The sequence below is a fragment of the Pseudomonas sp. B21-053 genome, assembly GCF_026016365.1.
Classification (GTDB): Bacteria; Pseudomonadota; Gammaproteobacteria; order Pseudomonadales; family Pseudomonadaceae; genus Aquipseudomonas; species Aquipseudomonas nunensis.
The window spans coordinates 3,135,709-3,161,288 of record NZ_CP087205.1 but is presented as its reverse complement, the minus strand read 5'-3'; the positions used below and the strand labels follow the sequence as shown (position 1 = coordinate 3,161,288).

Genomic DNA, 25,580 nt, shown 5'->3' with positions numbered 1-25,580 from the left:
TTGAACCTTAACGTCATCACTTTGCAAATATTAAAAAACCAACGGATATCAATCCAGGTACGAAAACTGCCAATACACTTATAAGCGCCACTTTCTTCATTGCCCGAAAAGTAGGCTCCCCACTTTTAACGCGAGCCCACTCTGACTTCAACACCATTGCAAAGTCATCGACAAGTTCACTGCATAGCGCATGAGACTTAGTGCTTCCCTTACCTATAGAACCCTCTAAAACCCTCATTTTCTTGATCAGCAACGAATGCTCAGATGGGTTCAACCTCAAAACAACCCTATTGCATAGGGCATCAATTTTTGCGTACTCGCTCCTGTTATCTGAGTGAAATTTATCGTACCTAATTTGACGTTCGTTATTCGTTTCAGAGCTACCGATATAAATAGCGAGCGATGTCTCGAGCATATTGAAATCGCCTAATAATTCTGCAACATCATTCCTCAACCCCTCAATCCATGCTTGTCTAAATTCTGAGGTTTTATTTTCCTTCGCCAATACCGATACAACAAATGCAATTGCAGCTGTTAAAGCGGCAGCGACAACGGGGCCAATTACGGGAATGAAACTTGTGAAGTTTTCCATGAACTTTACACTTCCTTTTGAAAAATAATGAGATCAGATCATATCACTTAGCCATCCACCATATTTTTTACTCGTAATACTCACCCTTGTCGCCGAACTTCTCCTGTCACCCCTTCACTGCCCGGGCATGACCCGGATAGGACGCCCCATGCCCACAGGAAACAAACTCACCCTAAAGCGCCAGCGCGTCGAACAGGTCAATCAGGTAATCCGGATCATCGCTGATCACGGCCGCCGGTTCTTCTACAGCCAGGCTGCGAATCGCTACGCCAGCATGGAAGTCGATCACCGCGGCAAGATCTGGTTCATCGACAACTACAGCGGCAAGCGAATCTTCACGCACGAAACGGTGTGGGGTGGGAAGTGGCGCGGGTTTACTCACGGCGGCACGCTGCGCGATCTGGTCAAAGAGCTTCGGGATTACATCCGTACAGGGGAGCCGCTGCACCCCGGCTATCTCGGCCCAGAGAGGTTCGATGACAGCAACATCTGGGGTTACGACGAGGCAGCCATGAAGGCTGTGCGCGAGCAGGCCGGAGCCCTTCCAGTCTTCCGCCAACCAGTTACGGAGGCAGCATGACCACTCAAAACGAAATCGCTGAGCCGCTGAAGGTTGAGCGCTCGACGGTGACAAAGTTGGTCATCATTGGCGCCCAGCGGCTCGACGCAATCACTGTGTTCCTCGAGGACTTCGGTCGGCGCGATTGCCCGACCGAATCCAACCCGAACTACCAGACCGCCCAGGGCAAGATCACCATCAACTGCTGGGACAACAGTTGGAACGCCTACTGGGCTGGGATGGGGCCACGCACCGTCGCGGAGTTCGTCGCCGACTGCGGCTGGGACTACGTCCTGAATTGCTTGGATCGCGGCATCAGCTCCACGGTCTTCAGCGGCGACGCGCTGCACGCACTGGCCAAGAAGTGCATCGTCCAGCGCCGGCGGCAACAGACCGGCCGACACGACTGGGAACTTGGCGAGCTGAGCAAAGATGAAGCCCGCGAGCTCTGGCAAGACATCGACGTGTTGCGCAGCATCGAGAGCTCGAGCGAATGCTGGCACCAAAGCGCGCTATTGACTGAATTGTTCGGCGAGGAATGGCATTACCCGCTCGACGGCAAGGCAGTGGAAGAGAACCATAAATTCACGTACCTGCGCCGAGTTGTCGAGGCTGTGCAGACAGCGCTGCGTCAAGAACAGCAGCAGGTGGACGGATAACGGTTGTTAAAGCTCATGGCCTGTGTCCAATGGGATTGGGATGTTTTTATATCCCAGCTAAATTAACTATCGCAAGGGTATTTTGGACTTAGCGACATCAACCTTTAACCCGGCCTCCTTAACAATTAAACTAACCAAATCGAGAAACCAACCGCTAGAAGCAGGGGAAACCATTACGCGCTTTATTAGTAAACCGGGATCGATCTCGATGCTTGTACCGTACCCCCCGCGCTCCCTCCTTGGATCCAAGTTTGAAGATTGGTGAATTACAAATCTAAGTTCCTTCTCAAATTCGTACCATCCGTTCTTGTGAAAGAACACACTCAGCGGATTATCAATCCCAACATAATCAGACTCGAAGTTCAAATAAGAAACCTTATCGACAATCAACTTAATATCTTGCGGGATACTCATCGCCCTAATGACGTCTCCGACAGAAGACACAACACAAACCGCAGCTGAGCCTGCGCCATATATTTTCCACATAGCCATACTTTCTGGCGCGCCGACATCCATGTGCCAGCAGCTAATGTCAACCCAATGCGAAACAGCTTCAAATATTGAGGAGTAGTGTGAGTAATCTTCGATTCGTTGCGGCCCAAATACCGTGTTGATAGTGCGATTCTTAAATCTTTCTTGAGCAGCATCATGTTCAACCTCCCTCCTCGCCCGCTCTTCAGGGCTGGTGTTTAGAGAAAGGCTTGGCAATACATTATTCACGACAATATCAAGCATTTCTGCAACACCACTTCCTAGCCAACCATCTAAGTCAGTAGGCATACCTTCGAGGCGATCCTCGAATGAACTGGCTTTGGCAAAGTAGAGGTATTTCTGATGAATCAATGAAAGAAATTTAGACAAGTCCATATATCGAAATATTTTCGTATTCATATCCACGGAGCTGTCAACGACATATGGCATATCCAACACCCTCTGTACTCAATATTGAGCAGTATAGCTCTCCTTTCTCCCTTCAAAGTCAGCCGGTATAGCGGCAAAGGAACAGTCATGCCTGAAGAAAACCAAGCTCAAGCATTCGAACTCGAAGGCAGTCAGCCAGCTCGCCCCGATCTGCGCTGCTACAGCGTCGGCGATCAAGACTGGGTTGCCGCTACAAGCAAAGACGAAGCGCGTCATGTCCTGGCTGCAATGAACGGCGACGATCCGGCCGAATATGCGGATTGGGATGTGGAGCTGGCCAGCGACAAGACGCTCGATATGCAGTGGACCGACGAAGAGCCGCCGCACGCCGAATGCGGGTGCCTTCGAGACTGGCTCGCAGAAGCAATTGAACCCACCTACCTGATGGGTACGGAGTGATCCCATGAGCAAAACAATCGTTTTGACCGGGAGAGCGGTCGTCAACTTTCGCAAGGTTATTGAGGACGCGTCAGATGACGACGTCGAGGAACTGCTGGCCAGTGATGATTTACGCGGGGCGCAGATCGATGACGACGACCTGCTGGATATTGAGTGGATTCATGACGAAGTCGACATCAAGGTGACGCCATGATCGCCCTCGCTTGGTTCGCCTACGTGTACTGCTACAAGAGTCCGAGTTTTTGATCTTCAAGAGTGTCCCGGAGTTCTGGAATATTGGCCATCCACCTGAGCGTCAAGTCGTACAGCACCTTCGAAAGAAGCTTGCTTTCCTCAATAACATCGTCACAAAGTTGACCAATTTGTAGACGTTGCTCATCAGTAGCTTGAATTCCTGGCCAGCCTGTTTCTTCAACTACTCGATGAACAACCCTGTGACGTTTTTCAATTAGGGTGCTTATTCGATCTACGAGCTCCTGCGAGGGAGCCGCTTCCGATATTTCTTTCAACAAAGCTTTTACCGGCTGCTTGAAAGCAGTATCCATCTTAAGCGGAACGATATCTTCTATTGTCCTGGCGTCTGGCTGCTTGAACGCAAACTTGGCGGCCAAGACAAAAATCTTCTCGAATAATTGCGAGCTTACTGTCGCCATTCCGATTGCTTTGTATAGAGCTGAGTTTTCTTCGCTTTCCATCTGCTATCCCATTGTTTGCCTAATTTACAAACCCTCAATCACCTTACTCCAACGAGCCTGCCGGTGTACGGCGGGCGAGGAATCCTCATGACCAAAGATCAGCTTCCGGCGCTGGCTGCGTCAGTCGCGCGCGCAATTGATGCCGGCAAGGCCGCCGCCGAGGCCGCACCAGATGATGGAGGGAGCGCTAACCTCGACCGCGTTTACATCCGCGTCGGCCTGCTCCGCGAAGGCACCCTGGATAAGGCCGGCATTACTGGTTGGATGTAGGCCGCCACCACCTATCACGCTCGAGCGTTTCACCTCAGCACCCCATTCGCTGGCCAGGGCAACCGGCGCTATGCCGGTGTGCAGGCCATGTACAAATCCCTGAAGGCCGAAGGCGTCGACTGTGGCGTCTGGTATCAGATGGATTAACCACCCAATAACCACCTTCTGCCGCCACGCGCGGCATGGAGCAATCTCTATGGAAACTGAAATTCTCTCGGACGAAGAGTTGGCGGATCTCACCGGTTACAAGGCCCGGGCCTACCAGCGGCGCTGGCTAACAGATCGCCATTGGGTGTTCGTCGAAAGCCGCGGCAAGCGGCCGCTGGTTGGGCGGATGTATGCCCGCATGAAGCTGGGCATGATCTCCCCGACCATTACTGACCCCAACCCACCGCCGGCGGCTCCGGCATGGACGCCTGACTTTTCGCGAGTGAACTGATATGCGACCCCGCAAGGCCGAAACACGTAATTTGCCGCCCCGGATGTATCAATGGACGCGGCCACGGAAAAGCGGAAAGGACTGGATCGCCTATTACTACCTGGACCTGACCGGGAAGGCGATTCCACTGGGTAAAGACCTGGACCTGGCCAGGATCAAATGGGCAGAACTCGAAGCCAAGGAAAAGCCGCTCGACCTGCGCACCATGAAGGGTATTTTCGATCGGTACATCCGCGATATCGTTTCGAAGAAAGCAGCGCGCACCCAGAAGGACAACCTGGCGGAGATCAAGCAACTGCGGCCGATGTTCGACAGCGCGCCCATTGACTCGATCACCCCGGCCACGATTGCCGGGTACCGGGACGCGCGGACAGCCAAGGTGCGGGCGAACCGCGAAATTGCCACCCTCTCCCACGTCTTCAACATCGCTCGAGAATGGGGGCTGACGACCAAAGAAAATCCCTGCCAAGGCGTGCGCAAAAATAAGGAAACACCGCGGGACTATTACGCGAATGATGTGGTTTGGGATGCGGTTTACAAGAAAGCAGCTCAAGAGCTGAAAGACGCGATGGACCTGGCGTATCTAACCGGGCAACGGCCGGCGGATGTCCTGGTCATGCGGAAGGACGATGTCGAAGGGAAGTATTTGGGCGTGCAGCAGAACAAGACACACAAGAAGCTGCGCATCCAGATGACCGACGGCGACGAGGCCAACAGCCTGGGCCTGCTGATCGCAAAAATGGCCGAGCGCAATGCGCAGCACGTTTGCAGCTATCTGATCGTGAGTGCGCGCGGTAAGCGCATGACCGCGAAGATGCTCCGCGACCGGTGGGACAAGGCTCGGGAAAAGGCCAAGAAAGAGGCGGATGAGAAAGGTGATGCCCTACTGGCCGAGAAGATCGGCAGCTTCCAGTTCCGCGATATTCGGCCAAAAGCTGCGTCAGAAATCATCGACGTCGCCGACGCAAGCCTGCTCCTGGGTCACACCAAAGGAGACATCACAGAGCGCGTTTATCGTCGCATCGGCGCCATCGCCAAGCCGTCGAAATAGCCCAAAAACCCGTTACAAAACTCAAACCACGCCCCTTGTAGAATGCGGTCTACAGAGGTGCGGAAAATCCAAAGTACTGTAACGGAAATCAGCTACAAGCCACGGTTTCAGCGGCTTTAAATAGCGGTCTTGAAAACCGTCGACTGTAACAGGTCCATGAGTTCGAATCCCATCGCCTCCGCCATCTTGAATACGTTAGAGCCCTGATTAGTCAGGGCTTTTTCGTTTCTGGGGTTTGGTGAAATCATCCACGGCCCGCATATGTTCCATAACTGTTCTGGAACCGTTCCCTGGCGAAGCTGATTTTGTCTTCCCTCCTGCATCCTGCCGACCACTTCACTTCCCCGTATGTGTCACCATATTTCCGCAATTACGCTGACCTCCAAAACCGAGGATCCGCGATGCCTCATTGGGCTTATGGCGGACTGGCAGATTACTACCATCGTCGGCGGCATCATGGCCTTGGCAGGCCTGCTGATAAATTCTTTTCTCAGGAAGCCAACTGCAGCTCCGGCGACAGTCGAAAGCAACTCACGCCTCTGCCCCATGTGCGCCGAACCACTCACAAACTGTTTTGCACAGATGGGATCAAAGCCCGCCAAGCGCGGGCTTTTTTATGCCTGCGAAAAAATGGAGTACCTCTATTTTTAACTAAGCACTGCGACTTGTTGCAACTCTGGATTTTGTTTACATCGCGGGCAACGGGTGAACTTGTGCTTGTATGGAACTGTGCTTTATTTAGTGATGTGCCAATGACCAATCCGATGCCCGCGCTGTCCGGATTCCTCACTGAGGTGTTTGATATGGCGTATGTAGGACTTCCTTTTACCCATGACTTGTTCGTCAGTTACAGCCACGGACGCGATGACGGCAAGGGCAAGGGCTTACTGCAACCTTGGTCCGCTGTTTTTGTCGAGGCACTAGAGCGCGAACTGCTATTGGAAAATCAGTTATGTGAAGATCTAAGAATATTCATCGACAAGGACGCTCGACCCGGCCATGGCGTCGACCCGATGTCCCCCTTGACTGATCAACTGCGCGAACACATCAACGGTTCGGCACTATTAGTCATCCTGATGTCCGATCCCTATCTGGCTTCCGCCTGGTGTACCGACGAGCGTAATTGGTGGTGCCAACATCAGGAAAAGATTGGCTTCGGTATAAATGAACGCATTGCCGTTGTTAAAATCTGGCCAACTACGGGAGTCTGGCCGCCCCCCCTCTCCGACTCACGGGGCGAACATTTGGTAGGGTTCGATTTCCATTCCCTGATCAGTGGCAAACACCGGCCCTTGGGCTGGGCGGACGAGCCTATCTCTTCCAATCCCGATTTTCGCAAGGCAACTATTGGCATAGTGGCGCAACTCCTCCCGAAACTTAATAAGCTGAAAGCTCGACTTGAAGAGCATGCTCGGGCTGAGGCAGAAATCAAACACTTGCATAAGCCTGGCGGCCAAACCATATATTTACACGGCCGCGCCGACCAGGCCCAGACCTGGGAAAAGGCAGGCCTGGCCTTGGCGGACAAGGGTTTTTTTGTGTTACCTGGCAGCCCGGATGCGGTCAATGATAATCCACAAAAAATCCAGGAAGCCCGTGAACAAAGGGTAGAAATACTAAGCGACTGCGACGCGCTTTTACTGGTGGGCACTGCCAATGAACGGGCTTTGGATGCCGATCTGGTGGTAATCGGCAAGCATGATCGACAATCCGCGCGTTCACGCTCCAACCGCTTGCTTCCGTGTGGTTTGCTCAACACCGTCGGCACCGCAATCGTCACCCCGATGCGCCAGGCGTCCGCCCGTCATGTGCAAGCCGACTGGATCGACGGGACCAAGGACGACTGGACATCGCAAATCCAGCAATGGCTGCAGGACAAGAGTTCTCTGTCAGGGGGCGGACTATGAGCACCGAGCAAGCCGATACTCTGGAGGAAGTCTTCACCGTCAAACTTCCACCTCGTCCCTACCCCGGCCTGCGCCCCTTCGAAAAACACGAATGGCCGATCTTCTTTGGTCGCGAACGGATGGCCGATGCGATCGTCAATGAACTGGTCTCCAAACAATTGCTTGTGGTTCACGGAGATTCTGGCTGCGGCAAAAGTTCGTTGATCAGAGCGGCAGTCTTACCCCGATTGGAACAGGAGAGCGCCCGAGCAGGATTGCGCTGGCGAACTTGCACTGCAATGCCAAGGGGGGCGCCTCTGCTGAACATCGCCGAGGCCCTGGCTAGTGTAGATGGACGTGCCGATGACGATGATCGAGTGATAGAACTTCGGCGCACGCTCAATTTCGGTGCGCAAGCGCCAAAAGAACTCGCGCGTTTGATGTGTAAGCACGCAGGTGATCACGTGTGCATCCTGATCGACCAATTTGAAGAGCTCTTCGAACACGCACGTAAAAACGGTCCAGAGGAAGCCCAATTACTCACCCAGTTCCTGATCGCACTGCAGCAGCACCCACCACCAGGGCTGTATGTAGTGTTGACGATGCGCTCCGAGTTTCTCGGTTCCTGCGCCCATTACAAAGGTTTTGCAGAAGCCGTGAATGTCACACAATATTTGCTGCCGCGTATGAACCACAGCGATTTGTTGAGGGCCATTTGCGAGCCCGCCAAGTTGTTTGATGGCGAAATCAGCCTCCCCCTTGCAGAACGTTTGATCGTTGATGCCGGAGGTGGGCAGGATCAATTACCACTGATCCAGCATGGGCTGATGCTGCTGTTCGAGCAGCATGTGGCTAACACCGAGCAACCAGGACAGATCGATACAACCTGGCGCCTGGGCTTGGAGCAGTATAAGCACACGAGCGGGCTGGCCGGTTTGTTGTCGGCCCATGCCGATGAAATTCTGGGACAAGCGCAAGCCTCACTGCCAGATGGCAGCCAACTGGTCGAAGCGATTTTTCGTGCGCTGACCGATATCAATGCCGACGGAAAAGCGATTCGGCGGCCGCTGACCGTTGATGAGTTGATAAAGGTAACCAGCGCTAATGAACAAAAAGTCTGGTTGGTGTTAGATCTTTTCCGCGTGGACGGTGTTTCATTTCTCAAGCCGCATGGGCATGTTCCACTGGAACGAGGAACGCTAATTGACATCAGTCATGAGGCGCTGATTCGCTGTTGGCAGAAAATCGACGACCCTCAACACGGCTGGCTGATCCGTGAGTTCAGAGCTGGACTTGTCTGGCGCGCATTGCTGGTTCAGGTCGATAGCTTCGAACAAGACGCCGACAATGTGTTGGGTGCAGCAGTGGCGACTGACCGGGAGCGATGGATTCTTCAATACAACGAAGAATGGGCGAAACGCTACGGTGGTGGCTGGGGTAGAGTTCAGGCATTGCTGAAGGCGAGCATCAAGGCACGTGATCACACGCGCAGAATGAAATTGATTTTCCGAATGGGCGTGATCGTGGTTACTCTTGCCGGTCTGAGCGCATGGGCAGTCTGGCTTTCTGTACAACGTACGAAGGTTGGCGAGGAAAGGGAGCTCGTATCCGTTTCGCAAAAGCAGGCCATTAGCGTGATACGTGAGGCTCAGAACACAATCGAATTAGTCTCGACTCAACAAACTCCCAGCGATGAGCTATCTGCAAAGTTGACCAAGTTTAATTCCGAGCTCAATCTCCAGGCCCGGCAATTGGAAACCATCAGCCTCGCGCCGCGCATATATTTGCATATTGCAGATGAGTCTCAGCGAAGCGGCGCTGAGCAGCTGGGGTTTTTACTCGAAGCGAACCATGTGTACGAGTTTGATTTAATCGTCCCCAGAATTACGCTTTCAGAAACGCCCCTCCGGCGCTCTGTACTGCGCTGTTTTAGAGTCAAAGAATGCGCCGTCAATGGAAGGACGTTGGTCAAGGTGATCAATGAAACGCTGAAGACACCTTCGGTGACGCTTGAAGATTTAAGCAACACGTATGAGAACTCTCCGGGCAACCGCCCCGAGCATTATGAACTGTGGTTCGCGCCAGGTTTGATAGAGCCGCGTCCGCAATAATATTCGAAAAAAACAGGGGCAACGCCAGTGAAACTTATACTCCCCAAGTGATTACCACCCGACACTAACAACCCGCGACAGCATGGTAAGTACCTAACTGAAGCGCCTTGATTTTCTCTTTTTGGGAGTAACTTCCTTCGGCAGAATAAGCCGGCGACTCTATTCCCCATACCGTCCCGGCTGATGCAAGTTGTTCCATCAAGTGGCAATCCAACGCCTCGCAATCTACCAGCTCACGTCGCTCCGCAAGCCGACGAGGAAGGCTCCATCGATCCCAGAAGACAACCTGCTGTTGAGCGAGAAGCGCTTTGGTCTTTACGAACGCTGCATGTGTCCCATCGCAAATCCGATAACTGATGAAGTGTACTGGTTGCAGACTCAGCTTCCCAAGATGCTCCTCCAGTGGTTCAGCCGATGCTAAAAGGCGCATGCTTTGCAAGCTGCGGCCGATGGGTGCGGTAGGATCCTTTAACAGTTCGTTCAGACGTCCTTGTCCCGCCAGTGATTTGAGAAAGGGAAGCGTGTGAGAAATATCGGATAACGGAAACCATTGCGATTGCTTCGAGGCAATAAATCTTAGAGCCCCATCCCGTCCCCGCTCCACCCGTTCAACCTCTATACGCGCATCAATACCCGGAGGAAGAACGCCCCACGGTGAAACGATCTGCCCAAGTATCCAAATGGTGTCACCCTCTCTCACCTGCTGTGTGGGCCCGGTTTTACGGCGACTGATATGAAACGTCGGACGGAAAAATCCGGCATCGAGGGCTTGGACATCAGCAAACCAGGGATGATTCGCATCGTCCGGGAACCGCGATACGATTCGCCGAGGCACATAGTGAATGAAGTGTTGGGACATGGGGCGTGACTCCGTTCCAGCCTCAGGCTAATTCCGAGCAGCTTTCAGAGCACGTCCCGGCAGCGAGACGCACAAAGACCTAAACAAAACCCTTCAAGTGCGAAAGCGAGACACTTCGCGCCGCATAAGCAGTGCCCACCCGCTGGATATCCGGAATGTTCGCCACTGAGTCCAGTTTCGAAATGCTTGCAGGCTCGACGTCTGTAAGACCTAGCCCATCCAACCCGGACCGGGTCAACTCAGGGTTGTAACGCACATAGCTGAACACATTCGGGCAGGTCGATTTAACGTTGTCTTTCACCATCATCATTTCGCCAAACTCCCGATCTATCGCCCCCCCGAAACGACACGCCCCCAGCGTCCGGCAAGCCATGTCCCACCCTGCACTGGCCGCATTCATAAGAGCCCCAGGAAGGTTTTTGGCGTAATGAACCAGGTTCATGTCACTCACCTTCAAATCCTGCCAGGTTTCAGCGGCACTGCCCGTGCCGACCGAAACGATCAACAATTTGTCGGCGCCCGTTTCCCAGTTAATCGCATAAGGCTCGGCAGTCACCATCTGGAACGCCAGGAAGGCCGGGTTGTTGTACGTCGTGATTCCACCATCAACGAAAACAAACTGGTACTCAGCGTCGGTATTCGGGGCAAAGGTTACAACTTCGGGCGGGAAATAAGTCGGAGCCGCGGTGCTGGCACGCAATAACTGCCATAACGGCAAACGCAGGTTGCAGTCTTTGCGCTGGAGCTGGTTGTATTTTCCGCGAGGATTGTTGGACACCGGCCAGGGTGAGTCGGTGGTGTGGTTGCGCAGCACCATCATCAACAACGTGCGTAGGCCATGACTACCGAGCGTGGCGTTGGGCTCTTGCGGTGTCGACGAATGTTTGAGTGCGCGGTCCAGTTCCGCACGCAGTTTTGCCGCCAGGGGGTCGGCCTTGTAGGTGTACTGCAAACGTTTAAAGACCGATGCGGGATCGAACATGTCCTTGCCGCTGCCCACGTAAAACGCACGTATATCGTCCATCGACATCCCTGCAGAAATACATGCAGCGATAATTGCACCGGTACTGGTGCCGCAAACAAAATCAAAGAAATCGGCAAGAACCAGCGTTGGTGCATTTTTTTGGATACGCAGATCGGCTTCGAGTTTGGCCAGGATCTCGACGCTCATAAGACCGCGAATACCACCGCCGTCACAGGCAAGGATTTTTTTCGGTTCAGTAGATTCGATGCGGCTGACGAGTTGTTGGCTCATGGTGAATGCTCAAATGTTTGGTTAGCGGCTTAGGGTGAATCAGTAGATTGCGGACATTGTCAGGTGTAGCTCATATATGACGATACGCAGTCGATTCAATCGTCCTCCTACCAAAGCTTGCGTGTATCCAGCCAGGCTACTCGCCCCGTCCGGCGCTTCACTTCCTTGTACATATGTTCGGTGCCACCTGGCCCGTCGCCACCGCTGCCATTCCACAAGCAGATAAACCGCACCTTGTTTACCCCCCATGCAAGCGCACTGTATTGCAACCACAGGTTACAGCGCTCAAAAGGGCTCATGGCTTCATCGGGGCTGGATTTGGGTGGCAAACCAAGTTCGGTCGGCATGATACGCGGCGCAAACTCTAGCTGACTCTTGAGATCGAAATAGCGCGTACGCCACTGCTCGCCACCCAAGGAAGGCAGTATGGAGCGCTCAATAAACTCGGGTTCGGGAAGTGGCAGCATCAGTTGCAGGCGCACGCCGAGCTTTTGACACGCTTCGAAAAACAACAGATCCCCACCGCATGCACCTTGTGCTAACGCGAGGTCACCGGGACCCGCACCGAAGCTCTTGAGCGCCGCGGCAATACGCGCAGCAGCAACACCTTCCTTGTCTGCCGGAAAGCGAGGAACCGCGCGATCAGGGGTGTCAATCATATGACCACTGAAGAGGAATACCTGGCGCGGTTCAAAGGGCGGGGAGCTTTGGGCTATTTCCTGATCGATAATATCGAGCGCGACGGCTGTTTCGGCGGGACGAAACTCGAGATCGCGCAACAGGCAAAGTGTCTGGCGGATGGAGTCCAGCGCGAACCAGTCACGATTGGCAGCGGCGGCCGTGGCTCGATACTCTTTCCTCACGTCCTCAAGCGTACTCACCAATAAACATAACTCGGCATAGCTCGCTTGAGCCCAGTAGTCCATGCGATTGCGCTCTCGCGCAGCGAAGCTCGACCAGCGCACGCCCCCGGTCAACAGATCTATCGCTGTGGCGCTGGTTTCCCCTCCGAGATGACGGCGCAGAAAGCTCAAGGTCAGTGCATTGATACCGGAATAGTAGTGATCCGGGGCGTTGCTGAACGCTTTGTAATACGGTTCGATGGCTTGAGTCAGGGCCGAGTCCTGCGACTGCGCGGCGTCTCTCCAGCTTTTCGGAGTAGAGCCTTGAGAACGCCAACGATTGATCCAGTTCTCCTTCTCCACACGCCCGGCAAGCGCCCGTACTTCCGGGTCGTTCGGATAGTCGTTGGTCAGATGGCGCATCGCCTCTCGCGCCTCAACCTTGCGATCAAGGCGACCATAGCAAATCGCTTTTTTCTCACGCGCAAACTTGTTCTTCGGATCGAGAGCCAATACGGCGTTAAATTGTTCCAACGCAAAATCGTAATGCCGAAGTTTGAGCAGTGCGTCCCCCGCCGCGCTTTTTGCCTCGATGCGCAACGCCACTGTCGGCGCTTCCTCGGCCAGCACGAGAATATCGCCCGCCAACCTTTTCTGCCGTGCTATTTCCAGCCGATTGGACCACTCCTCATAGGAAGCGCTGAACTCGTTGTGTTGTTCGAGCAGTAGCTTCTTCCAGTCAGGCTCGCGCAAGTGCGGAAGCAAGCTGTACACCGGACTCACCTTGCGCCCATGCCAAGCATCAAGCGTCGAACGCACCATGTCAGTGAGACATTTGCGATCGAGGGCCAGCATAGCTGGGTCAGGGGCGCCGTCCTTCAGGTTGTAACGCAATTTGCGGTCAGTGTAGATATCAAACGGCTGACTCTGTCTCGGTCCCTGGACAAGCACCACACCCCGCGCACGAAGCGCATGTCGCACGCCAAGTTCATACCAGACATTGGGGTTGTCCAGCGTCAAGTCGGCGATGACAACATCCGCCATCAACAACTCCTGGAACATGTCGGTGCGAATGTCCCCCGCTCGGAGCTCTTCGTCAGCGCGGAACACCTCCAGACCGGCATCACGCAACGCCGGTTCGATGTACTCCGCGTATACACGATTAAAGTCGATCATTTTCCCGTCATGTGCCGGTTTAGTACCAAAAGGCATGGCCACAAAGGCGTGGAGCTTCAAGCGCTTCTCCTTGAAATGGGAACTGCATGGAACGTTTGCCTTGGGTAATAAGCACCGTCCCATCAATATAGGGCAGAAATACAAATCAACAATTCCCTGACATCGACAAGTCCTCGCCACGCTGCCCACTAGACTCCTTGATCCCATTTCAGGTCCGGAAAGCTTAATGGGATAGCGGAGCAGGATTTTTTTGTGTCAGGCGCAATTCATCCACTCGCTCCAGCAGATGGTTACCGAAGGCAGGCAATCGATAGATGTTCCATTTTTCATCACCCTTACTGTTACTCACTGCCAGCAGTACCTGCTGACCAGCACCCAGGGCATGAAATTCCGTGTAACCGGGTATCAGCGCTACTTCAGCCAGGGTCACGGCATCGTGCAAGGCAACGCCTTCACTCGTTTGCACAAGGACGAGACCTTGGTCGCTGAGGTCGACAATCTGACTGGCACCCGGGCGCAATGGGGCTTGCTGCAAAAGCGTAGTGCCGTCGGTAGACATCCGCACCAAGCGATCATCGCGGGTTGTCATTAGCCAGCCTTGCGCCTGGAAAACCGCCGATTTTATTGCAAGGTCCCGAGTGGTCGGGCCAACAGCCGGTTGCAATTGATGAGCGTCAATAATCGCCCATCGGCCGACGGTGTTGAACACCAGCGTGTTGTGACCATCTTCCGAGAATACAAGGTCAGACTCGCCACGAAGCCTGTACCAAGGCGATTCGCCAGCGCCTGCGGCAAAGTAAGCTGAGCTGCCTTCGATCTCGATGGCACTTTGCGACTCTGGCGACATATAGGTCAGCGCGTGTCCGTCCATAGAACCACGAGTCCACACCTCGCCCGTTGTTTCATTGATTGAATGCTCGCCAATTGGCGCGGGCAGTACCTGAAATTGGCCGGACTTGATATTGATGCGAGTCAGCACACCGAATGTCTTGCCATAGATGTCGCCATTCCAGGGATTGTCGAGGATAGGCGTGTGCCAAAAACTGCCGTGTGTTCGTATATCTTGAGCCAGTAGGCGACCCATTCCATCATCCGCATCGAACGATACGCGCCTGAGAATAGTGCCAATCGTTGTGCCGTCTATCAGCGGATTGAGTTCATTCAAAACTTCTCCGCGCTGATTTGATAGCTGATAAGTCTTACCACCATACGAGCGAACCCAACGCTGATCGGGTGCGATGTCACTACCTAGCGCAATCGAGCGTATGCCATCAGTCGTAGCGAAGAGCATTGAAGTCTTCCCAGACGCCCGATATTTCCCTTTCACCGTTTCTCCAAAAAACTGACCTTGAGGCCAGACCTTCAGCAGCTTTTCGTTATGGACGGCATACCCCTCGCCCTTGGGCGTCACGGAAGCACGCGAATAAGGCAGCTGTGCAACCCTCTCGAAACCGTCATCGGTGACCCTGACCCATTCACTCCCATTCGACTGCGCGAGGACCAATTGCCGCCACTCAGGCACGTAGTCGAACCATGTTGCGGTACTGGGGTAGATGCCCACGACATGACAGTCTTGCTGGTCTCGGCGATATAACCACAACATGGCGGGCGACTCGGTTTGCACCAGCAACTGATCAGCGGCGATAGGGTCGGCCTGGAGGACTTTTCCTGACACGATATGACAGCGCCACAGGGGCTTGAGTTTTTCGGTCTCGAGTGTGATCACCGACGTGCCCGCTGTTGAAATGTCGATAACGCTCAACAAACCGTTTCGAGTTCCCAGGACAAAATCTCGATTCACATTGATGGGCAGACGCCCCTGCAGTTGAGCATCTCGATAGCGCTCAATGGCCCGCCCCTGATCATTCAGGTAAACGTCGCCGGTATGGTCGTCCCAATCAGAGACGCTACGATCGCTAATCACTTTCCAGCCGCCATCGGGAAGCCGAAAGGCAACGGACTTGGATTCTCGACCGAACTCGACAATCAACTGCCCACCGACCCAGTACAGCTCAAAGTCTGTTCGTTGACTGGATGGAAAACTCGAAAAGTCACCTTCCTGAGCGAGGTCCCGCGAGTCCTGGAGTTCCCCGCTGTCCATATTGAAGGTGAACAGCTGATTCTTGATCAGCAGGTACAACTTGCGACCCTGCGTGTCGGCTTCGACGCTTTGTCCCTGCAGTGCCATTTGCAGGTCCGTGGCGCTCATACCTTGCTGAAGGAAATGCTCGAGAACCGGTGCCATGTCGATGTAACTCAGTACACTCGGATCAGCATTATTGATCAGCGCGACACGTGCACCTTCTAACAGCACCAAAAACACGGAGCCTTGGGCCAGGCTCTGTAAATCGTACTTTGTCGTCACTTCGCTGAACGGCATGCTGACCCGCTTGTCCAGCAGCGTCCGGTAGATCAGTGCCAACTGTCCCAGGGACGGCGCCTGCCCCAGTCCCTGGCGTAAGTTGATCGACGATTGCAGAGAGTCACTTGCGTCGTCGTAGTCAAGACGGCGAAAGCGCGCATCCGCAATGGACAGCAGCTCAAGCGACTGACTTTCGATCCTGCTTCTCCTGGCTTGATCTTTCGAATAAAGACTCCAGGCAAGTAACATCAACGCAGCAAAGATTACTACCGAGCAGGCTATCCACCAGTTTCGCTTGCGGTTACGTTCGCGCCGTTTCAGTTGGTCGAAATCCACCCCCAAAATGCCGGCGATAACCTTGAGCAATACGTCCCGACGACTGATGCCGGAGCGTTCACGCATATCGATTGCAAGAGGCTCCTCACGCAGACTCACTTCAAGCTCGTCGTCTTCACCTAACGGATGACGCAACGCCGGACAAAAGTACTCGTCACTCGACAACGCATGATTCGTGCTCTTTGGGGCGCTCTCGACCATGACCGTGATGATCTTCTCGCCCCGTCGCGTGCGCTTGAAATGCAGAACCTCTTCATTCACCCATTTGGACGCAGCCGAAGTGGGTGAGCAAAGCACGATCAAGGCATCGGAATTGTCCAGTGCTTGCTTCAGCGCCTGCCGAAGACTGGGCGAACTTGACAACTCTCCGTGGTCGATAAAGACAGGAAAAAGACGAAGCAAATCCCCCTGTTGCTCCCGCACCAGCGCACGTATGTCTGAGGGCAGCTTCCATGTCTCAAGGGCGTTGTGTAACCATTTTGCAGCCTCGCCATCGTCGTGAGAGTAGCTGATGAATGCCCGATACTTTCGCGCATTAGTGCAGGTGCTTCGTACTTCGTCCATGGCTTACTCAGATAGATAAAACGTGCAGCTAGCACCGTACCGACGCTGTACTCTCAGCGGGTTGCCGCGAAAAAAAACTCTGATCAAGCACAGATGTTAACCAAGGGGACATGCAGTTGCCCATGACCCTGGATAAGTAGAACATGCGTTACTCGCCTTACATCAGCTTGCGAGCAAGACGAAATCCCTCGGACTGGTAACGCACGCCTCCACCATTTTTATACGACAAAGCCCTGATTGCTCAGGGCTTTGTCGTTTCCGGCTTCTAAAAATCCCCTTCAACACTCCGCCAGCAAAACTACAGCGCAGAAAACACCGGCTCCCCCAGATTCAACATCAATCGATTGGCCCAGGCGAAAATCGAGATCGCGTGGATCAAATCCAGCACCTGTGAGTCATCCAACCCCTGATCACGCAGCGCATGAATATGACTGGCATCCAACGACGCCGGCGCCAGTGTCAGGTCAATGGCGAATTGCACAATGGCTTTCTCGCGATCGGTCGTGCCGGCGGTGGCAGGGTCGGCAAACACCTCGGCGATCACATCGTTGCGCTTGGCCAGTTGTTCGAATCGTTGCGCATGCACCGAGGCGCAGTACACGCATTGATTGATTCGCGACACGACCGTACTCGCCAGTTCTCGCTCGGCGCGAGATAAGCCGCCCGGGGCATACATGATGGCGTTGAAAGCCTGGGAACGCTGGCGAAGGATGTCCGGGTGGTGGGCCAGTGTCAGGTAGTAGTCGGACGTCTTGGCCTGCGGATGGCTCTCTTGCAGTACGTCGATTTGTTCCTGTGTGGCACGGGTCAAGTCGACGGTGGGCAGCCAGGCTTTCCAGCCCAGCACTTCGTTGGTGAATCCGTTGCTGCGAATAAGCTCGCTCATCAGGCTGCTCCGGCGGACAGTAACGCGCCGAGCCCAGCGGCTAGACGCACTTGGTAGGACAGGAACGCAATCAGTTGCGCCAAGACGACGATTTCGGCGGTGCTCAAGCCTTGCTGTTGTAGCGCTTGCAACGCCGCCTGATCACCGTGGACCGGGGATTCGATCAAGGTGCGGGTGAAGCCCAAAATCCCCCGCAGGCGGGCGTCGTCCAGCGTTTCAATGGCAGCGGAATCGATGGCCGCCCGCACGGTTTTATCCGCGTCCAGCGCCTGCAACTGCTCGAGGTAGTGCGCAGCCAACGTCGCGTGCGGTGTCAGTCGCGCGGCGTAGTAAGCCACCCACAGGCGCTCACTCAATGACAGGTTGTTTTCCAGTGCCTGATCAAAAAACAGATCGTGGCTGCCCTGCGTCGCCGAGGCGACCTTGTCCCTGGCATCGCGCACGGCGTGCAGATGCGTTCCCGGCTGGATGCCCAGCAAGCTGTTAAGCAAGTCGGTATTGAGTTGAACGGTCGAGGTCATGACAAATCCTGTAAGGCGGTGGGCGAGCGTTGCGCGCAGAGCCCCTCGGGCCCTGGCGCGCGCCGATTCAAGGTTGTTCGGTGACCATGGTCGCGGCCGTGCGGTCGCTGACCAGCGGTTCGACTTTCAGGCCTTTGCGGGCGGCCCAAATGTTCTGGTAGTGGAACAGCGGAATGATGCCTACGTCGTCACTGACCACCTTGACCGAGTCCTGGAGGATCTTGCGGCGCTTGGCTTCATCAAACTCTGCGGTCGAATCCACCAGCGCCTTGTCCACCAGCGGGTTGCTGTAGTGCCCCCAATTCGAGGCGCCCTGCCCTTTGTTGCTGTCCACCGTGGTCAAAATGTTGGTCAGCGCATACGCTGCTTCGCCGGTGCCGTTGCCCCAGGCAATCACACTGATCGCCAGCTCATTTTTGTTGGCCTTGCCGGCATACACCGCCCACGGCAGCACTTCGAGCTGGACCTTGACGCCGATCCGCGACCAGAACTGCGCCACTGCTTGCAGCGCTTCCGGCGCCTGCGGATAGCGATCGCCCGGCACATGCACGGTCAATTGGAAGCCGTCCGGGAAACCGGCCTGCGCCAGCAGTTCCTTGGCCTGTTTCGGGTCGAAAGGAATGTTCTTCACGTCCGGGTTGTAGCCGAACGTGTTGGCCGGCATCCATTGATTGGCCTCGGTGACGGTGCCCTGCATGATCCGTTCATCAATGGCCTGGCGGTTGATCGCCAGCGACAGCGCCTTGCGCACGCGTACATCACGCAGCGGGTTCTCCGGAAGTGGCTTGCCAGCGTTGTCACGAATGAACTCGTTCGGGCCTTCGCGGAAACTCGGCTGGATAATCAGCGCCCGCAAGCCTTGATAGGCGAAGACATTGACGTTCGGGGTCTTGCGCAGACGCTCGACATCCGTGGGCGATACCTTGTCGATCACGTCCACATCACCGGCCAGCAAAGCCGCAGTGCGGTTGGCTGCGTTGGCGATAAAGCGGTAGTCGACTTTGTCCCAGGTCGGCTTGGCGCCCCAATAGATATCGTTTCGCTCGAAGATTGTCCGGTCACCCGGCACGTAAGACACGAAACGGTACGGCCCCACGCCCACCATGGCCTTGCCCGAGTTGTAGTCGGCGCTGCTGGCATTCGCGCCGGCATGACGGCTGACGATGTAGATCGAGTCCACGTCCGGCAGCAGGTTCGCGTTCGGCGTTCGGGTCTTGATGATCAGCGTGTGATCGTCCTTGGCCGTGACCGATTCCACCGTGCGTGTGGCTCCGGCATACGACGCAACGCTGCCCGGCACATTGCGGGCGCGCTCGAACGAGAACACGAAGTCATCGGCAGTCAGCGGCGTGCCGTCCTGCCATTTCACGTCGTCGCGCAGGGCAAATTCCCACGTCATGTCATCGATGACTTTCCAGCTCTTGGCCAGGCCCGGCAGGGTTTTGTCGTCGCGCCGATTGACCAGCGATTCGAAGGCATGCAGCGCCACCGAGCGGTCACCGGCGTAGTTGTTGAGTTGCGGATCGAGGGACGACACAGGGTCGGCGTAACCGATGCGCAGGGTCTGTGCGGCGGCACTGCCGGCCGCCAGGATAAGCGCCGAGGCTAACAGTGAACGAACAAGTGGCTTCATGGGTAATTCCTTGCACGCAATGGGCATGACGAGCGTCATAGCGCTCGTTCAAAAGTGGTCGTTGAGGTGACACGCACTCAGGTGGTTCGGCGAAACCTCCCTGAGTGCTGGAACTTCGCTGCGGCAGCGCGCGGTGGCGTGTGGGCAACGAGGATGGAAATGACACCCGGCGGGCGGGTTCAGCGGGCTGGGGATTTCCCCTTTGATCGCGTCATAACGGGTACTGCGGACATCGAAACGCGGGATCTGCGCCAACAGGGCCTGGGTGTAGGGATGGTTGGCGCGGGCAAACAGGTCATCGACCGACGCGCTCTCGACCACCCGTCCCAGGTACATCACCACGACGCGGTCGCACAGATGCTCGACGACGCCCAGGTCATGGCTGATGAACAGATAGGTCAGGCCCAGCTCATCGCGCAGGTCCATGAACAGATTGAGAATCTGCGCCTGGATCGACACGTCCAGCGCCGCCACTGACTCATCGCAGACCAACAATTGCGGCTGCACCGCCAGCGCCCGGGCAATGCCGATGCGTTGACGTTGACCGCCACTGAATTGATGCGGGTAACGCTGACGCAGCTGCGGACTGAGCCCGGCGCGTTGCAGCTGCGCACTGACGTAATCGTCAAAACCTTGCTTGTCGGTCAAGCCATGCAGCAACGCGCCCTCGCCGACGATACGGTCGACTCGCAGGCGCGGATTGAGGCTCGACGACGGGTCCTGGAAGATCATCTGCACCTTCAGACGGACAGCCTGACGCTCATCCGCCGTCAAGTTGTCGAGGGATTTGCCGTCCACCCACGCCGTACCCGATGACACCGGCAGCAGCCCCGCCACCATGCGCCCGAGGGTTGATTTGCCACAGCCGGATTCACCCACCAGCCCGACCACTTCGCCACGGGCGATGCGCAGGTCCACAGCATCGACGGCATGGGTCACGGGCTTGGGCTGCGTCAGGTGCAAGCGTTGCAACAGGTGCTGAATCGAATGCTCTTGCACCGGTTTGCCGAACGTCTTGCTGACCTGGCGCAGTTCAATCAGTGGGATTTGATCAGTACGCATCAGCGGCTCCCGGGTGAAAACAACGAACCGTCTGGCCGGGCAAGATCTCGCGAGGTTCAGGTTCCTGGGCACAGAGCGCCGACGCCCGGCTGCAGCGTTCGGCGAATGCACAGCCTGTCGGCATCGAGGACAGGTCCGGCGCCATCCCGGGAATCTGCCGCAGACGCTCACCGCGTTTGTTACGGCTCGGCAGGCTGTTGATCAGGCCTTGGGTGTAGGGGTGTTGCGGACGATCGAGCACATCGGCAACCGAGCCCTGTTCGACGATGCGTCCGGCGTACATCACTGCCACGTCGTCGGCCAACCCGGCCACCACCGACAGGTCATGGGTAATCCAGATCAGCGAGGTGCCCTGTTCGCGTACCAGTTTCTGCACTTCGCTGAGGATCTGCGCCTGGATCGTCACGTCCAGTGCCGTCGTCGGTTCATCCGCAATGATCAGGTCAGGCGAATGCAGCAGTGCAATCGCAATCGCCACCCGCTGACGCATGCCACCGGACAACTGATGAGGATAGGCGCGCAGGCGTTCTTCAGGGCTGGCGATGCCCATCAGCGCCAAGGTGCGACTGGCGTGTTCACGAGCGTCGTGTTTGCTCAGTGAACGATGGGCCCGCACCGCTTCGATCATTTGCGTGTCGACGCGCAGCACCGGATTGAGGGTCATCATCGGGTCCTGGAAAATCATCGCGATCCGATTGCCTTGTAATGCGCGCAGTTGGGAAGCCGAGAGTTTTGTGAGATCACGTCCCTTGAACAACACCTCGCCGCCACTGATACGGCCGGGTTCATCCACCAGCCCGAGTATGGAAAACCCGGTCACTGATTTACCCGAGCCCGACTCGCCCACCAGGCCGAGGATTCGACCTGGCTGAACGTGCAGCGACAGATCACGCACCGCCGGCAGCACGCCGGCCCGGGTGTAGAACGAGGTGCACAGGCCGCGCACTTCCAAGGTCGGCAGCAGCGGCGTTTCAGGCAGGCTCATCGTTGCAACCTCGGGTTCAAGACATCGCGCAATCGGTCGCCGACCAGATTGATCGCGACGATGGTGATCAACAGCGCCAGCCCCGGAAACAGACTGATCCAGTATTCGTTGCTGAGCATGTACTGGAAGCCGTTGGCGATCAGCAGGCCCAGGGACGGCTCCGTGACCGGCACACCGAGACCGAGAAACGACAAGGTCGCTTCCAGGGTGATCGCGCGGGCGATCTGCAAGGCGCCGATGACAATCAACGGTGGCAGGCAATTCGGCAGGATGTGTCCGATGACGATGCGCAACGGACCAATGCCCTGCCCCCGCGCGGCGTCGACGTATTCCCGACGGCTTTCGGTCAATGCCTGGCCGCGGGCGGTCCGGGCGTAGTAGGCCCATTCCAACAGGACTAACGTGAGCATCACGTTGCCGACACCCTTGCCCAGCCAGGCGAGGATCATCAGCGCCATGAGAATCACCGGGAACGACAGCAGCAGGTCTACCAGGCGCATCAACAACGCATCGACCCAGCCACCGACATACGCCGACACCAGGCCCAGCAAAGTGCCGATCAATGCGGCGATCAACGCCGAACCGATCCCGACCCACAAACTGATGCGCAAGCCATACAGGATCGCCGAGACCAGGTCGCGGCCCTGGCCATCGGTGCCGAGCCAATAGGTGTAGCCGCTGTCCATATTGACGCTGCCCGGTGCCAGGCGTGCATCCATTAGGTTGAGCTGCATCAGGTCATAGGGGTTCTGCACCACGATCCATGGCGCAAAAACCGCGACCAGCACGATGGCCAATAACAGCAGCAGAGCGATGACTGCCGTCGGCGAACTCATGAACTCGACGGACACCCGACGCCAGGGCGACTGGGCCTGCAAACCCACGCGGGCGGTTGAGGTTTTTTGAACGGCATTCATCGGGAGGCCTCGACGCGCACACGGGGGTCGAGCCAGTAATACAGGCAGTCGACAATCAAATTGAGCACCACGAAGATCACCACGACCACCATCAGATAAGCCACCACCACCGGCCGATCCAGCGTGTTGATGCTGTCCAGAATCAGCTTCCCGGCACCGGGCCATGAAAAGATGCTTTCGGTGACCACGGCGTAGGCGATGGTCGATCCCAACTCCATCGCCAGCACCGTGACCAGCGGGATCATGGTGTTGCGCATGACGTGCATGCACATCACCCGCATCGGAGAGAGGCCCTTGGCACGGGCAAATTTGACGAACTCTTGTGGCAGCACTTCCCGCACGCCTGCGCGGGTCAGGCGCAATACCAGCGAGATTTTGAACAGCGCCAGGTTCAGCGCGGGCAGCAACAGATGTTGCAGGCCATCAAGGGTCAGCCACGACCACTGCACCCCCAGCCACTCGCGGGTCTCGCCGCGCCCACTGGCGGGCAGCCAGCCCAATTTGATCGAGAACAACATGATCATCATCAACGCCACCCAGAACGCGGGCAGTGAAAAGCCCACGATGCTGCAGGCCATCATCAGGCGCGAGAACGGGTGATCGGGATAGGCGCCGGCAAACATGCCCAAGGGAACGCCAATCACCACGGCCAGGAACAGCGCGCTGAAGGCCAGTTCGAACGTGGCTGGCAGTCGTTGCAGGATCAGGCGCATGGCGTCTTCGTGATAAACAAAACTCTGCCCCAGGTTGCCGTGGACAGCGCCCTTGAGAAAAATCAGGTATTGCTCCCACAGCGGCTTATCCAGCCCCAGGTGTGCGATGGCCTGCAAGCGTTCGGCCTGATTGAGGTCTTCACCCACCAGAATGTCCATGGGATTGCCAATGGCGTTGAGGCCGACAAATACCACGAGGGTCATCAGCACAATCACCAGCAATGACTGAGTCAATCGTCGCAGCGCCCAGCCGATCATTGCCGCAGCTCTTCGGCAGTCGGCTGTGCAGGCACCCATTCATCACCCAGCAATTCGGGATCTGCATAGCTGCGCATGGCTTCGAAATGCAGCGCAATGTCGTCGTTGAACAACTGGCCGACCAACGCGTGCGCCAGGCGTTTTGAGCCTTCGCTGATGGCCGGGATGTCACCGGACACCGCGCCGTAGGTCAGTGCCGCGGGATAACTGAAGCAATGGATATGGTTCAACCCCGGGCAACTGCCGGGTGTCTTTTCCTTGAATTCGAAACAGTCGCCCAGGTCTGGTAGTTCGGACAATTCGGCATCGAGTTCCGTGGAAGGGGCTTCGAAGCGATCCCGCCAGATACGGATGTGCGAGGCGAATGGCGCGAATTCCGGGCGCTGCTGAAAGTCAGTGCGAAAACCGGTGGCGAACACCAGGAAATCCGCTTCGATACGCGCAGTGGGCGTGTACAGCCAGAGGCCGCCAGCCGGGTTTTGTTCCACCGAGATCACCGGACTGCTCAACAGGAACCGCGCCTTGCCCGAGTTGGACACCCTGAGCGTACTGCCGCGTGGCGGAGGCACTTGCTGGGTGTTGAGGTAGTTGCGAATCCGCCACTTCCAGGCGTCCGGCAGACGCCAATAGCCGTGGATCATCCCTGGATTGCCGGCGCCCTTGCCTTTGTTGATGCGCGGCAACTCTGCACGGCGGATCAGCAGGTCGACGCCCTTCGCGCCAGCCTCCAGCGCGGTGGCGGCACTGTCCATGGCGGATGCCCCGCCACCGATGACCGCGACGCGCTTGCCTTCAAACCATTCGTTCTGCAAACCGTCCGCCGAATGCGCCCACAGATGACCCGGAAGTTGCCGAGCGAAGTCAGGCACCCAAGGGCCGCCCAGACCGTCGCGCCCGGTGGCGAGTACGACATGACGCGCCAATAGATTTTGCGTGTGCGCGGGCGTCACGATCTCCAGTTCAACCAGGCCGTCGGCTCTTGGCGCAACCCGGCTGACGCGATGTTCATTGCGCACGTCCAGCGCCAAGACATTGCGATACCAACGCAGGTAATCAGCCCATTGCAGACGCGGGATTTTGTCCAGCGCGGCCCAGCCATCAGCGCCAAATTGCGCTTCGTACCAGGCGCGAAAAGTCAGCGCTGGCAATCCGAGTGCCGGCCCGGTCAGGTGTTTGGGTGAGCGCAAGGTTTCCATCCGGGCGGTGGTCGCCCAAGGCCCTTCGAAGCCTGTCGGCGACTGATCGAAAATCACCGCCGCGACACCGAGGTGGCGCAACTCGGCGGCCAGTGCCAACCCGGCCATGCCGCCGCCGATGATTGCCACATCGAGTACCGCTGCGCCTGCGCTGACGCGTGGCTTGACCCATGGATTGGCCGGAAGGTCGAGCCAGGCGAGGTCCTGGCGCAAGCGTGCTTCGAGGACCGCGAGGCCGGCAGGTGGGGTGGCATCGGACATTGATTGCTACTCGATGACGATCGAGAGCAATTCACTCGACCCTTTGTTGAAATCACTTCAAAAGCGTTCAAGGCTGACAAGAAATGAATTCTAAAGGCCATTGAATGCGCAAAGTGAATACTAAAAGGGGTTTTTTATTCTAACAACGCTCAAAAAAACATATTGATATTCA

At 56.2% G+C, this 25,580-nt stretch carries 24 protein-coding genes; 9 read left to right on the top strand and 15 right to left on the bottom strand.

Annotated features, from left to right (window positions below; genetic code table 11):
• Window positions 1-16 precede the first annotated feature (16 nt).
• Window positions 17-592 (bottom strand): hypothetical protein, encoded by a 576-nt coding sequence (locus tag LOY68_RS14470; RefSeq protein WP_265045420.1) that lies wholly within the window; start codon window positions 590-592, stop codon window positions 17-19.
• A gap of 148 nt (window positions 593-740) precedes the next feature.
• Between LOY68_RS14470 and LOY68_RS14465 the strand changes: the two genes are divergently transcribed.
• Window positions 741-1,172, top strand: a complete 432-nt coding sequence (locus tag LOY68_RS14465) for a hypothetical protein (protein ID WP_265045419.1) — start codon at window positions 741-743, stop codon at window positions 1,170-1,172.
• Window positions 1,169-1,810, top strand: coding sequence for a hypothetical protein (locus LOY68_RS14460; protein WP_265045417.1), 642 nt, complete (start codon window positions 1,169-1,171; stop codon window positions 1,808-1,810). Before LOY68_RS14465 ends, LOY68_RS14460 begins: the two co-directional genes overlap by 4 nt.
• 66 nt (window positions 1,811-1,876) lie before the next feature.
• Here LOY68_RS14460 and LOY68_RS14455 read toward each other — a convergent pair whose 3' ends face one another.
• Window positions 1,877-2,731 carry a hypothetical protein gene (locus tag LOY68_RS14455; protein ID WP_265045415.1) on the bottom strand — a complete coding sequence of 285 codons (855 nt, stop codon included), beginning with the start codon at window positions 2,729-2,731 and terminating at the stop codon, window positions 1,877-1,879.
• An 87-nt stretch (window positions 2,732-2,818) separates the two neighbouring features.
• Between LOY68_RS14455 and LOY68_RS14450 the strand changes: the two genes are divergently transcribed.
• Window positions 2,819-3,130, top strand: coding sequence for a hypothetical protein (locus tag LOY68_RS14450; RefSeq protein ID WP_265045413.1), 312 nt, complete (start codon window positions 2,819-2,821; stop codon window positions 3,128-3,130).
• Window positions 3,131-3,134: 4 nt separating this feature from the next.
• Entirely contained in the window at window positions 3,135-3,323 is a 189-nt protein-coding gene (locus LOY68_RS14445) for a hypothetical protein (RefSeq protein ID WP_265045411.1), read from the top strand.
• Between the two features lie 31 nt (window positions 3,324-3,354).
• Here LOY68_RS14445 and LOY68_RS14440 read toward each other — a convergent pair whose 3' ends face one another.
• Window positions 3,355-3,825 (bottom strand): hypothetical protein, encoded by a 471-nt coding sequence (locus LOY68_RS14440; RefSeq protein ID WP_265045409.1) that lies wholly within the window; start codon window positions 3,823-3,825, stop codon window positions 3,355-3,357.
• Window positions 3,826-3,912: 87 nt separating this feature from the next.
• Here LOY68_RS14440 and LOY68_RS14435 point away from each other — a divergent pair, with 87 nt between their 5' ends.
• The 5 genes from LOY68_RS14435 (at window position 3,913) to LOY68_RS14415 (ending at window position 9,582) form a co-directional block, all read left to right on the top strand.
• Window positions 3,913-4,095: a hypothetical protein gene (locus LOY68_RS14435; protein ID WP_265045407.1), complete on the top strand. Its 183-nt coding sequence runs from the start codon at window positions 3,913-3,915 to the stop codon at window positions 4,093-4,095.
• 196 nt (window positions 4,096-4,291) lie between these two features.
• Window positions 4,292-4,534: a DUF4224 domain-containing protein gene (locus LOY68_RS14430; protein ID WP_265045405.1), complete on the top strand. Its 243-nt coding sequence runs from the start codon at window positions 4,292-4,294 to the stop codon at window positions 4,532-4,534.
• 1 nt (window position 4,535) lies between these two features.
• Window positions 4,536-5,585, top strand: coding sequence for a tyrosine-type recombinase/integrase (locus tag LOY68_RS14425; protein ID WP_265045403.1), 1,050 nt, complete (start codon window positions 4,536-4,538; stop codon window positions 5,583-5,585).
• A 401-nt stretch (window positions 5,586-5,986) separates the two neighbouring features.
• Window positions 5,987-7,492, top strand: coding sequence for a toll/interleukin-1 receptor domain-containing protein (locus LOY68_RS14420; RefSeq protein ID WP_265045401.1), 1,506 nt, complete (start codon window positions 5,987-5,989; stop codon window positions 7,490-7,492).
• On the top strand, window positions 7,489-9,582 hold the full coding sequence (locus LOY68_RS14415) for an ATP-binding protein (RefSeq protein ID WP_265045399.1): 2,094 nt from the start codon (window positions 7,489-7,491) through the stop codon (window positions 9,580-9,582). The genes LOY68_RS14420 and LOY68_RS14415 overlap by 4 nt, the downstream gene beginning before the upstream one ends.
• A gap of 64 nt (window positions 9,583-9,646) precedes the next feature.
• Here the strand turns inward: LOY68_RS14415 and LOY68_RS14410 are convergent, their stop codons facing one another.
• The 12 genes from LOY68_RS14410 to LOY68_RS14355 form a co-directional block, all read right to left on the bottom strand.
• The gene (locus LOY68_RS14410) at window positions 9,647-10,441 is read right to left on the bottom strand and encodes a hypothetical protein (protein ID WP_265045397.1); all 795 of its coding nucleotides are present in this window, start codon (window positions 10,439-10,441) and stop codon (window positions 9,647-9,649) included.
• A gap of 79 nt (window positions 10,442-10,520) precedes the next feature.
• Window positions 10,521-11,696, bottom strand: a complete 1,176-nt coding sequence (locus tag LOY68_RS14405) for a patatin-like phospholipase family protein (protein ID WP_265045395.1) — start codon at window positions 11,694-11,696, stop codon at window positions 10,521-10,523.
• 107 nt (window positions 11,697-11,803) lie between these two features.
• Complete coding sequence (locus LOY68_RS14400; RefSeq protein WP_265045394.1) at window positions 11,804-13,774, bottom strand: TRAFs-binding domain-containing protein; 1,971 nt, start codon at window positions 13,772-13,774, stop codon at window positions 11,804-11,806.
• Window positions 13,775-13,937: 163 nt separating this feature from the next.
• Entirely contained in the window at window positions 13,938-16,976 is a 3,039-nt protein-coding gene (locus LOY68_RS14395; RefSeq protein ID WP_265045393.1) for a toll/interleukin-1 receptor domain-containing protein, read from the bottom strand.
• Window positions 16,977-17,274: 298 nt separating this feature from the next.
• Window positions 17,275-17,862: a peroxidase-related enzyme gene (locus LOY68_RS14390; protein WP_265045392.1), complete on the bottom strand. Its 588-nt coding sequence runs from the start codon at window positions 17,860-17,862 to the stop codon at window positions 17,275-17,277.
• Window positions 17,862-18,383, bottom strand: a complete 522-nt coding sequence (locus LOY68_RS14385) for a CMD domain-containing protein (RefSeq protein WP_265045391.1) — start codon at window positions 18,381-18,383, stop codon at window positions 17,862-17,864. Before LOY68_RS14385 ends, LOY68_RS14390 begins: the two co-directional genes overlap by 1 nt.
• Window positions 18,384-18,450: 67 nt before the next feature.
• Window positions 18,451-20,016, bottom strand: coding sequence for an ABC transporter substrate-binding protein (locus LOY68_RS14380; protein ID WP_265045390.1), 1,566 nt, complete (start codon window positions 20,014-20,016; stop codon window positions 18,451-18,453).
• Between the two features lie 48 nt (window positions 20,017-20,064).
• Window positions 20,065-21,078, bottom strand: coding sequence for an ABC transporter ATP-binding protein (locus LOY68_RS14375; RefSeq protein ID WP_265045388.1), 1,014 nt, complete (start codon window positions 21,076-21,078; stop codon window positions 20,065-20,067).
• Window positions 21,068-22,063, bottom strand: coding sequence for an ABC transporter ATP-binding protein (locus LOY68_RS14370; RefSeq protein WP_265045386.1), 996 nt, complete (start codon window positions 22,061-22,063; stop codon window positions 21,068-21,070). Before LOY68_RS14370 ends, LOY68_RS14375 begins: the two co-directional genes overlap by 11 nt.
• Window positions 22,060-22,980, bottom strand: a complete 921-nt coding sequence (locus LOY68_RS14365; protein WP_265045384.1) for an ABC transporter permease — start codon at window positions 22,978-22,980, stop codon at window positions 22,060-22,062. Before LOY68_RS14365 ends, LOY68_RS14370 begins: the two co-directional genes overlap by 4 nt.
• On the bottom strand, window positions 22,977-23,951 hold the full coding sequence (locus tag LOY68_RS14360; protein ID WP_265045383.1) for an ABC transporter permease: 975 nt from the start codon (window positions 23,949-23,951) through the stop codon (window positions 22,977-22,979). The genes LOY68_RS14365 and LOY68_RS14360 overlap by 4 nt, the downstream gene beginning before the upstream one ends.
• A complete protein-coding gene (locus tag LOY68_RS14355) occupies window positions 23,948-25,408 on the bottom strand; it encodes an FAD-dependent oxidoreductase (protein ID WP_265045381.1) in 1,461 nt (486 codons plus the stop codon). Before LOY68_RS14355 ends, LOY68_RS14360 begins: the two co-directional genes overlap by 4 nt.
• Between the last annotated feature and the right edge of the window lie 172 nt (window positions 25,409-25,580).

What these genes read in the sequence shown, in the direction of transcription:
- LOY68_RS14470 (WP_265045420.1), bottom strand. Translation starts at nt 592, where the DNA reads ATGGAAAACTTCACAAGTTTCATTCCCGTAATTGGCCCCGTTGTCGCT.
- LOY68_RS14465 (WP_265045419.1), top strand. Translation starts at nt 741, where the DNA reads ATGCCCACAGGAAACAAACTCACCCTAAAGCGCCAGCGCGTCGAACAG.
- LOY68_RS14460 (WP_265045417.1), top strand. Translation starts at nt 1,169, where the DNA reads ATGACCACTCAAAACGAAATCGCTGAGCCGCTGAAGGTTGAGCGCTCG.
- LOY68_RS14455 (WP_265045415.1), bottom strand. Translation starts at nt 2,731, where the DNA reads ATGCCATATGTCGTTGACAGCTCCGTGGATATGAATACGAAAATATTT.
- LOY68_RS14450 (WP_265045413.1), top strand. Translation starts at nt 2,819, where the DNA reads ATGCCTGAAGAAAACCAAGCTCAAGCATTCGAACTCGAAGGCAGTCAG.
- LOY68_RS14445 (WP_265045411.1), top strand. Translation starts at nt 3,135, where the DNA reads ATGAGCAAAACAATCGTTTTGACCGGGAGAGCGGTCGTCAACTTTCGC.
- LOY68_RS14440 (WP_265045409.1), bottom strand. Translation starts at nt 3,825, where the DNA reads ATGGAAAGCGAAGAAAACTCAGCTCTATACAAAGCAATCGGAATGGCG.
- LOY68_RS14435 (WP_265045407.1), top strand. Translation starts at nt 3,913, where the DNA reads ATGACCAAAGATCAGCTTCCGGCGCTGGCTGCGTCAGTCGCGCGCGCA.
- LOY68_RS14430 (WP_265045405.1), top strand. Translation starts at nt 4,292, where the DNA reads ATGGAAACTGAAATTCTCTCGGACGAAGAGTTGGCGGATCTCACCGGT.
- LOY68_RS14425 (WP_265045403.1), top strand. Translation starts at nt 4,536, where the DNA reads ATGCGACCCCGCAAGGCCGAAACACGTAATTTGCCGCCCCGGATGTAT.
- LOY68_RS14420 (WP_265045401.1), top strand. Translation starts at nt 5,987, where the DNA reads ATGCCTCATTGGGCTTATGGCGGACTGGCAGATTACTACCATCGTCGG.
- LOY68_RS14415 (WP_265045399.1), top strand. Translation starts at nt 7,489, where the DNA reads ATGAGCACCGAGCAAGCCGATACTCTGGAGGAAGTCTTCACCGTCAAA.
- LOY68_RS14410 (WP_265045397.1), bottom strand. Translation starts at nt 10,441, where the DNA reads ATGTCCCAACACTTCATTCACTATGTGCCTCGGCGAATCGTATCGCGG.
- LOY68_RS14405 (WP_265045395.1), bottom strand. Translation starts at nt 11,696, where the DNA reads ATGAGCCAACAACTCGTCAGCCGCATCGAATCTACTGAACCGAAAAAA.
- LOY68_RS14395 (WP_265045393.1), bottom strand. Translation starts at nt 16,976, where the DNA reads ATGGACGAAGTACGAAGCACCTGCACTAATGCGCGAAAGTATCGGGCA.
- LOY68_RS14390 (WP_265045392.1), bottom strand. Translation starts at nt 17,862, where the DNA reads ATGAGCGAGCTTATTCGCAGCAACGGATTCACCAACGAAGTGCTGGGC.
- LOY68_RS14385 (WP_265045391.1), bottom strand. Translation starts at nt 18,383, where the DNA reads ATGACCTCGACCGTTCAACTCAATACCGACTTGCTTAACAGCTTGCTG.
- LOY68_RS14380 (WP_265045390.1), bottom strand. Translation starts at nt 20,016, where the DNA reads ATGAAGCCACTTGTTCGTTCACTGTTAGCCTCGGCGCTTATCCTGGCG.
- LOY68_RS14375 (WP_265045388.1), bottom strand. Translation starts at nt 21,078, where the DNA reads ATGCGTACTGATCAAATCCCACTGATTGAACTGCGCCAGGTCAGCAAG.
- LOY68_RS14370 (WP_265045386.1), bottom strand. Translation starts at nt 22,063, where the DNA reads ATGAGCCTGCCTGAAACGCCGCTGCTGCCGACCTTGGAAGTGCGCGGC.
- LOY68_RS14365 (WP_265045384.1), bottom strand. Translation starts at nt 22,980, where the DNA reads ATGAATGCCGTTCAAAAAACCTCAACCGCCCGCGTGGGTTTGCAGGCC.
- LOY68_RS14360 (WP_265045383.1), bottom strand. Translation starts at nt 23,951, where the DNA reads ATGATCGGCTGGGCGCTGCGACGATTGACTCAGTCATTGCTGGTGATT.
- LOY68_RS14355 (WP_265045381.1), bottom strand. Translation starts at nt 25,408, where the DNA reads ATGTCCGATGCCACCCCACCTGCCGGCCTCGCGGTCCTCGAAGCACGC.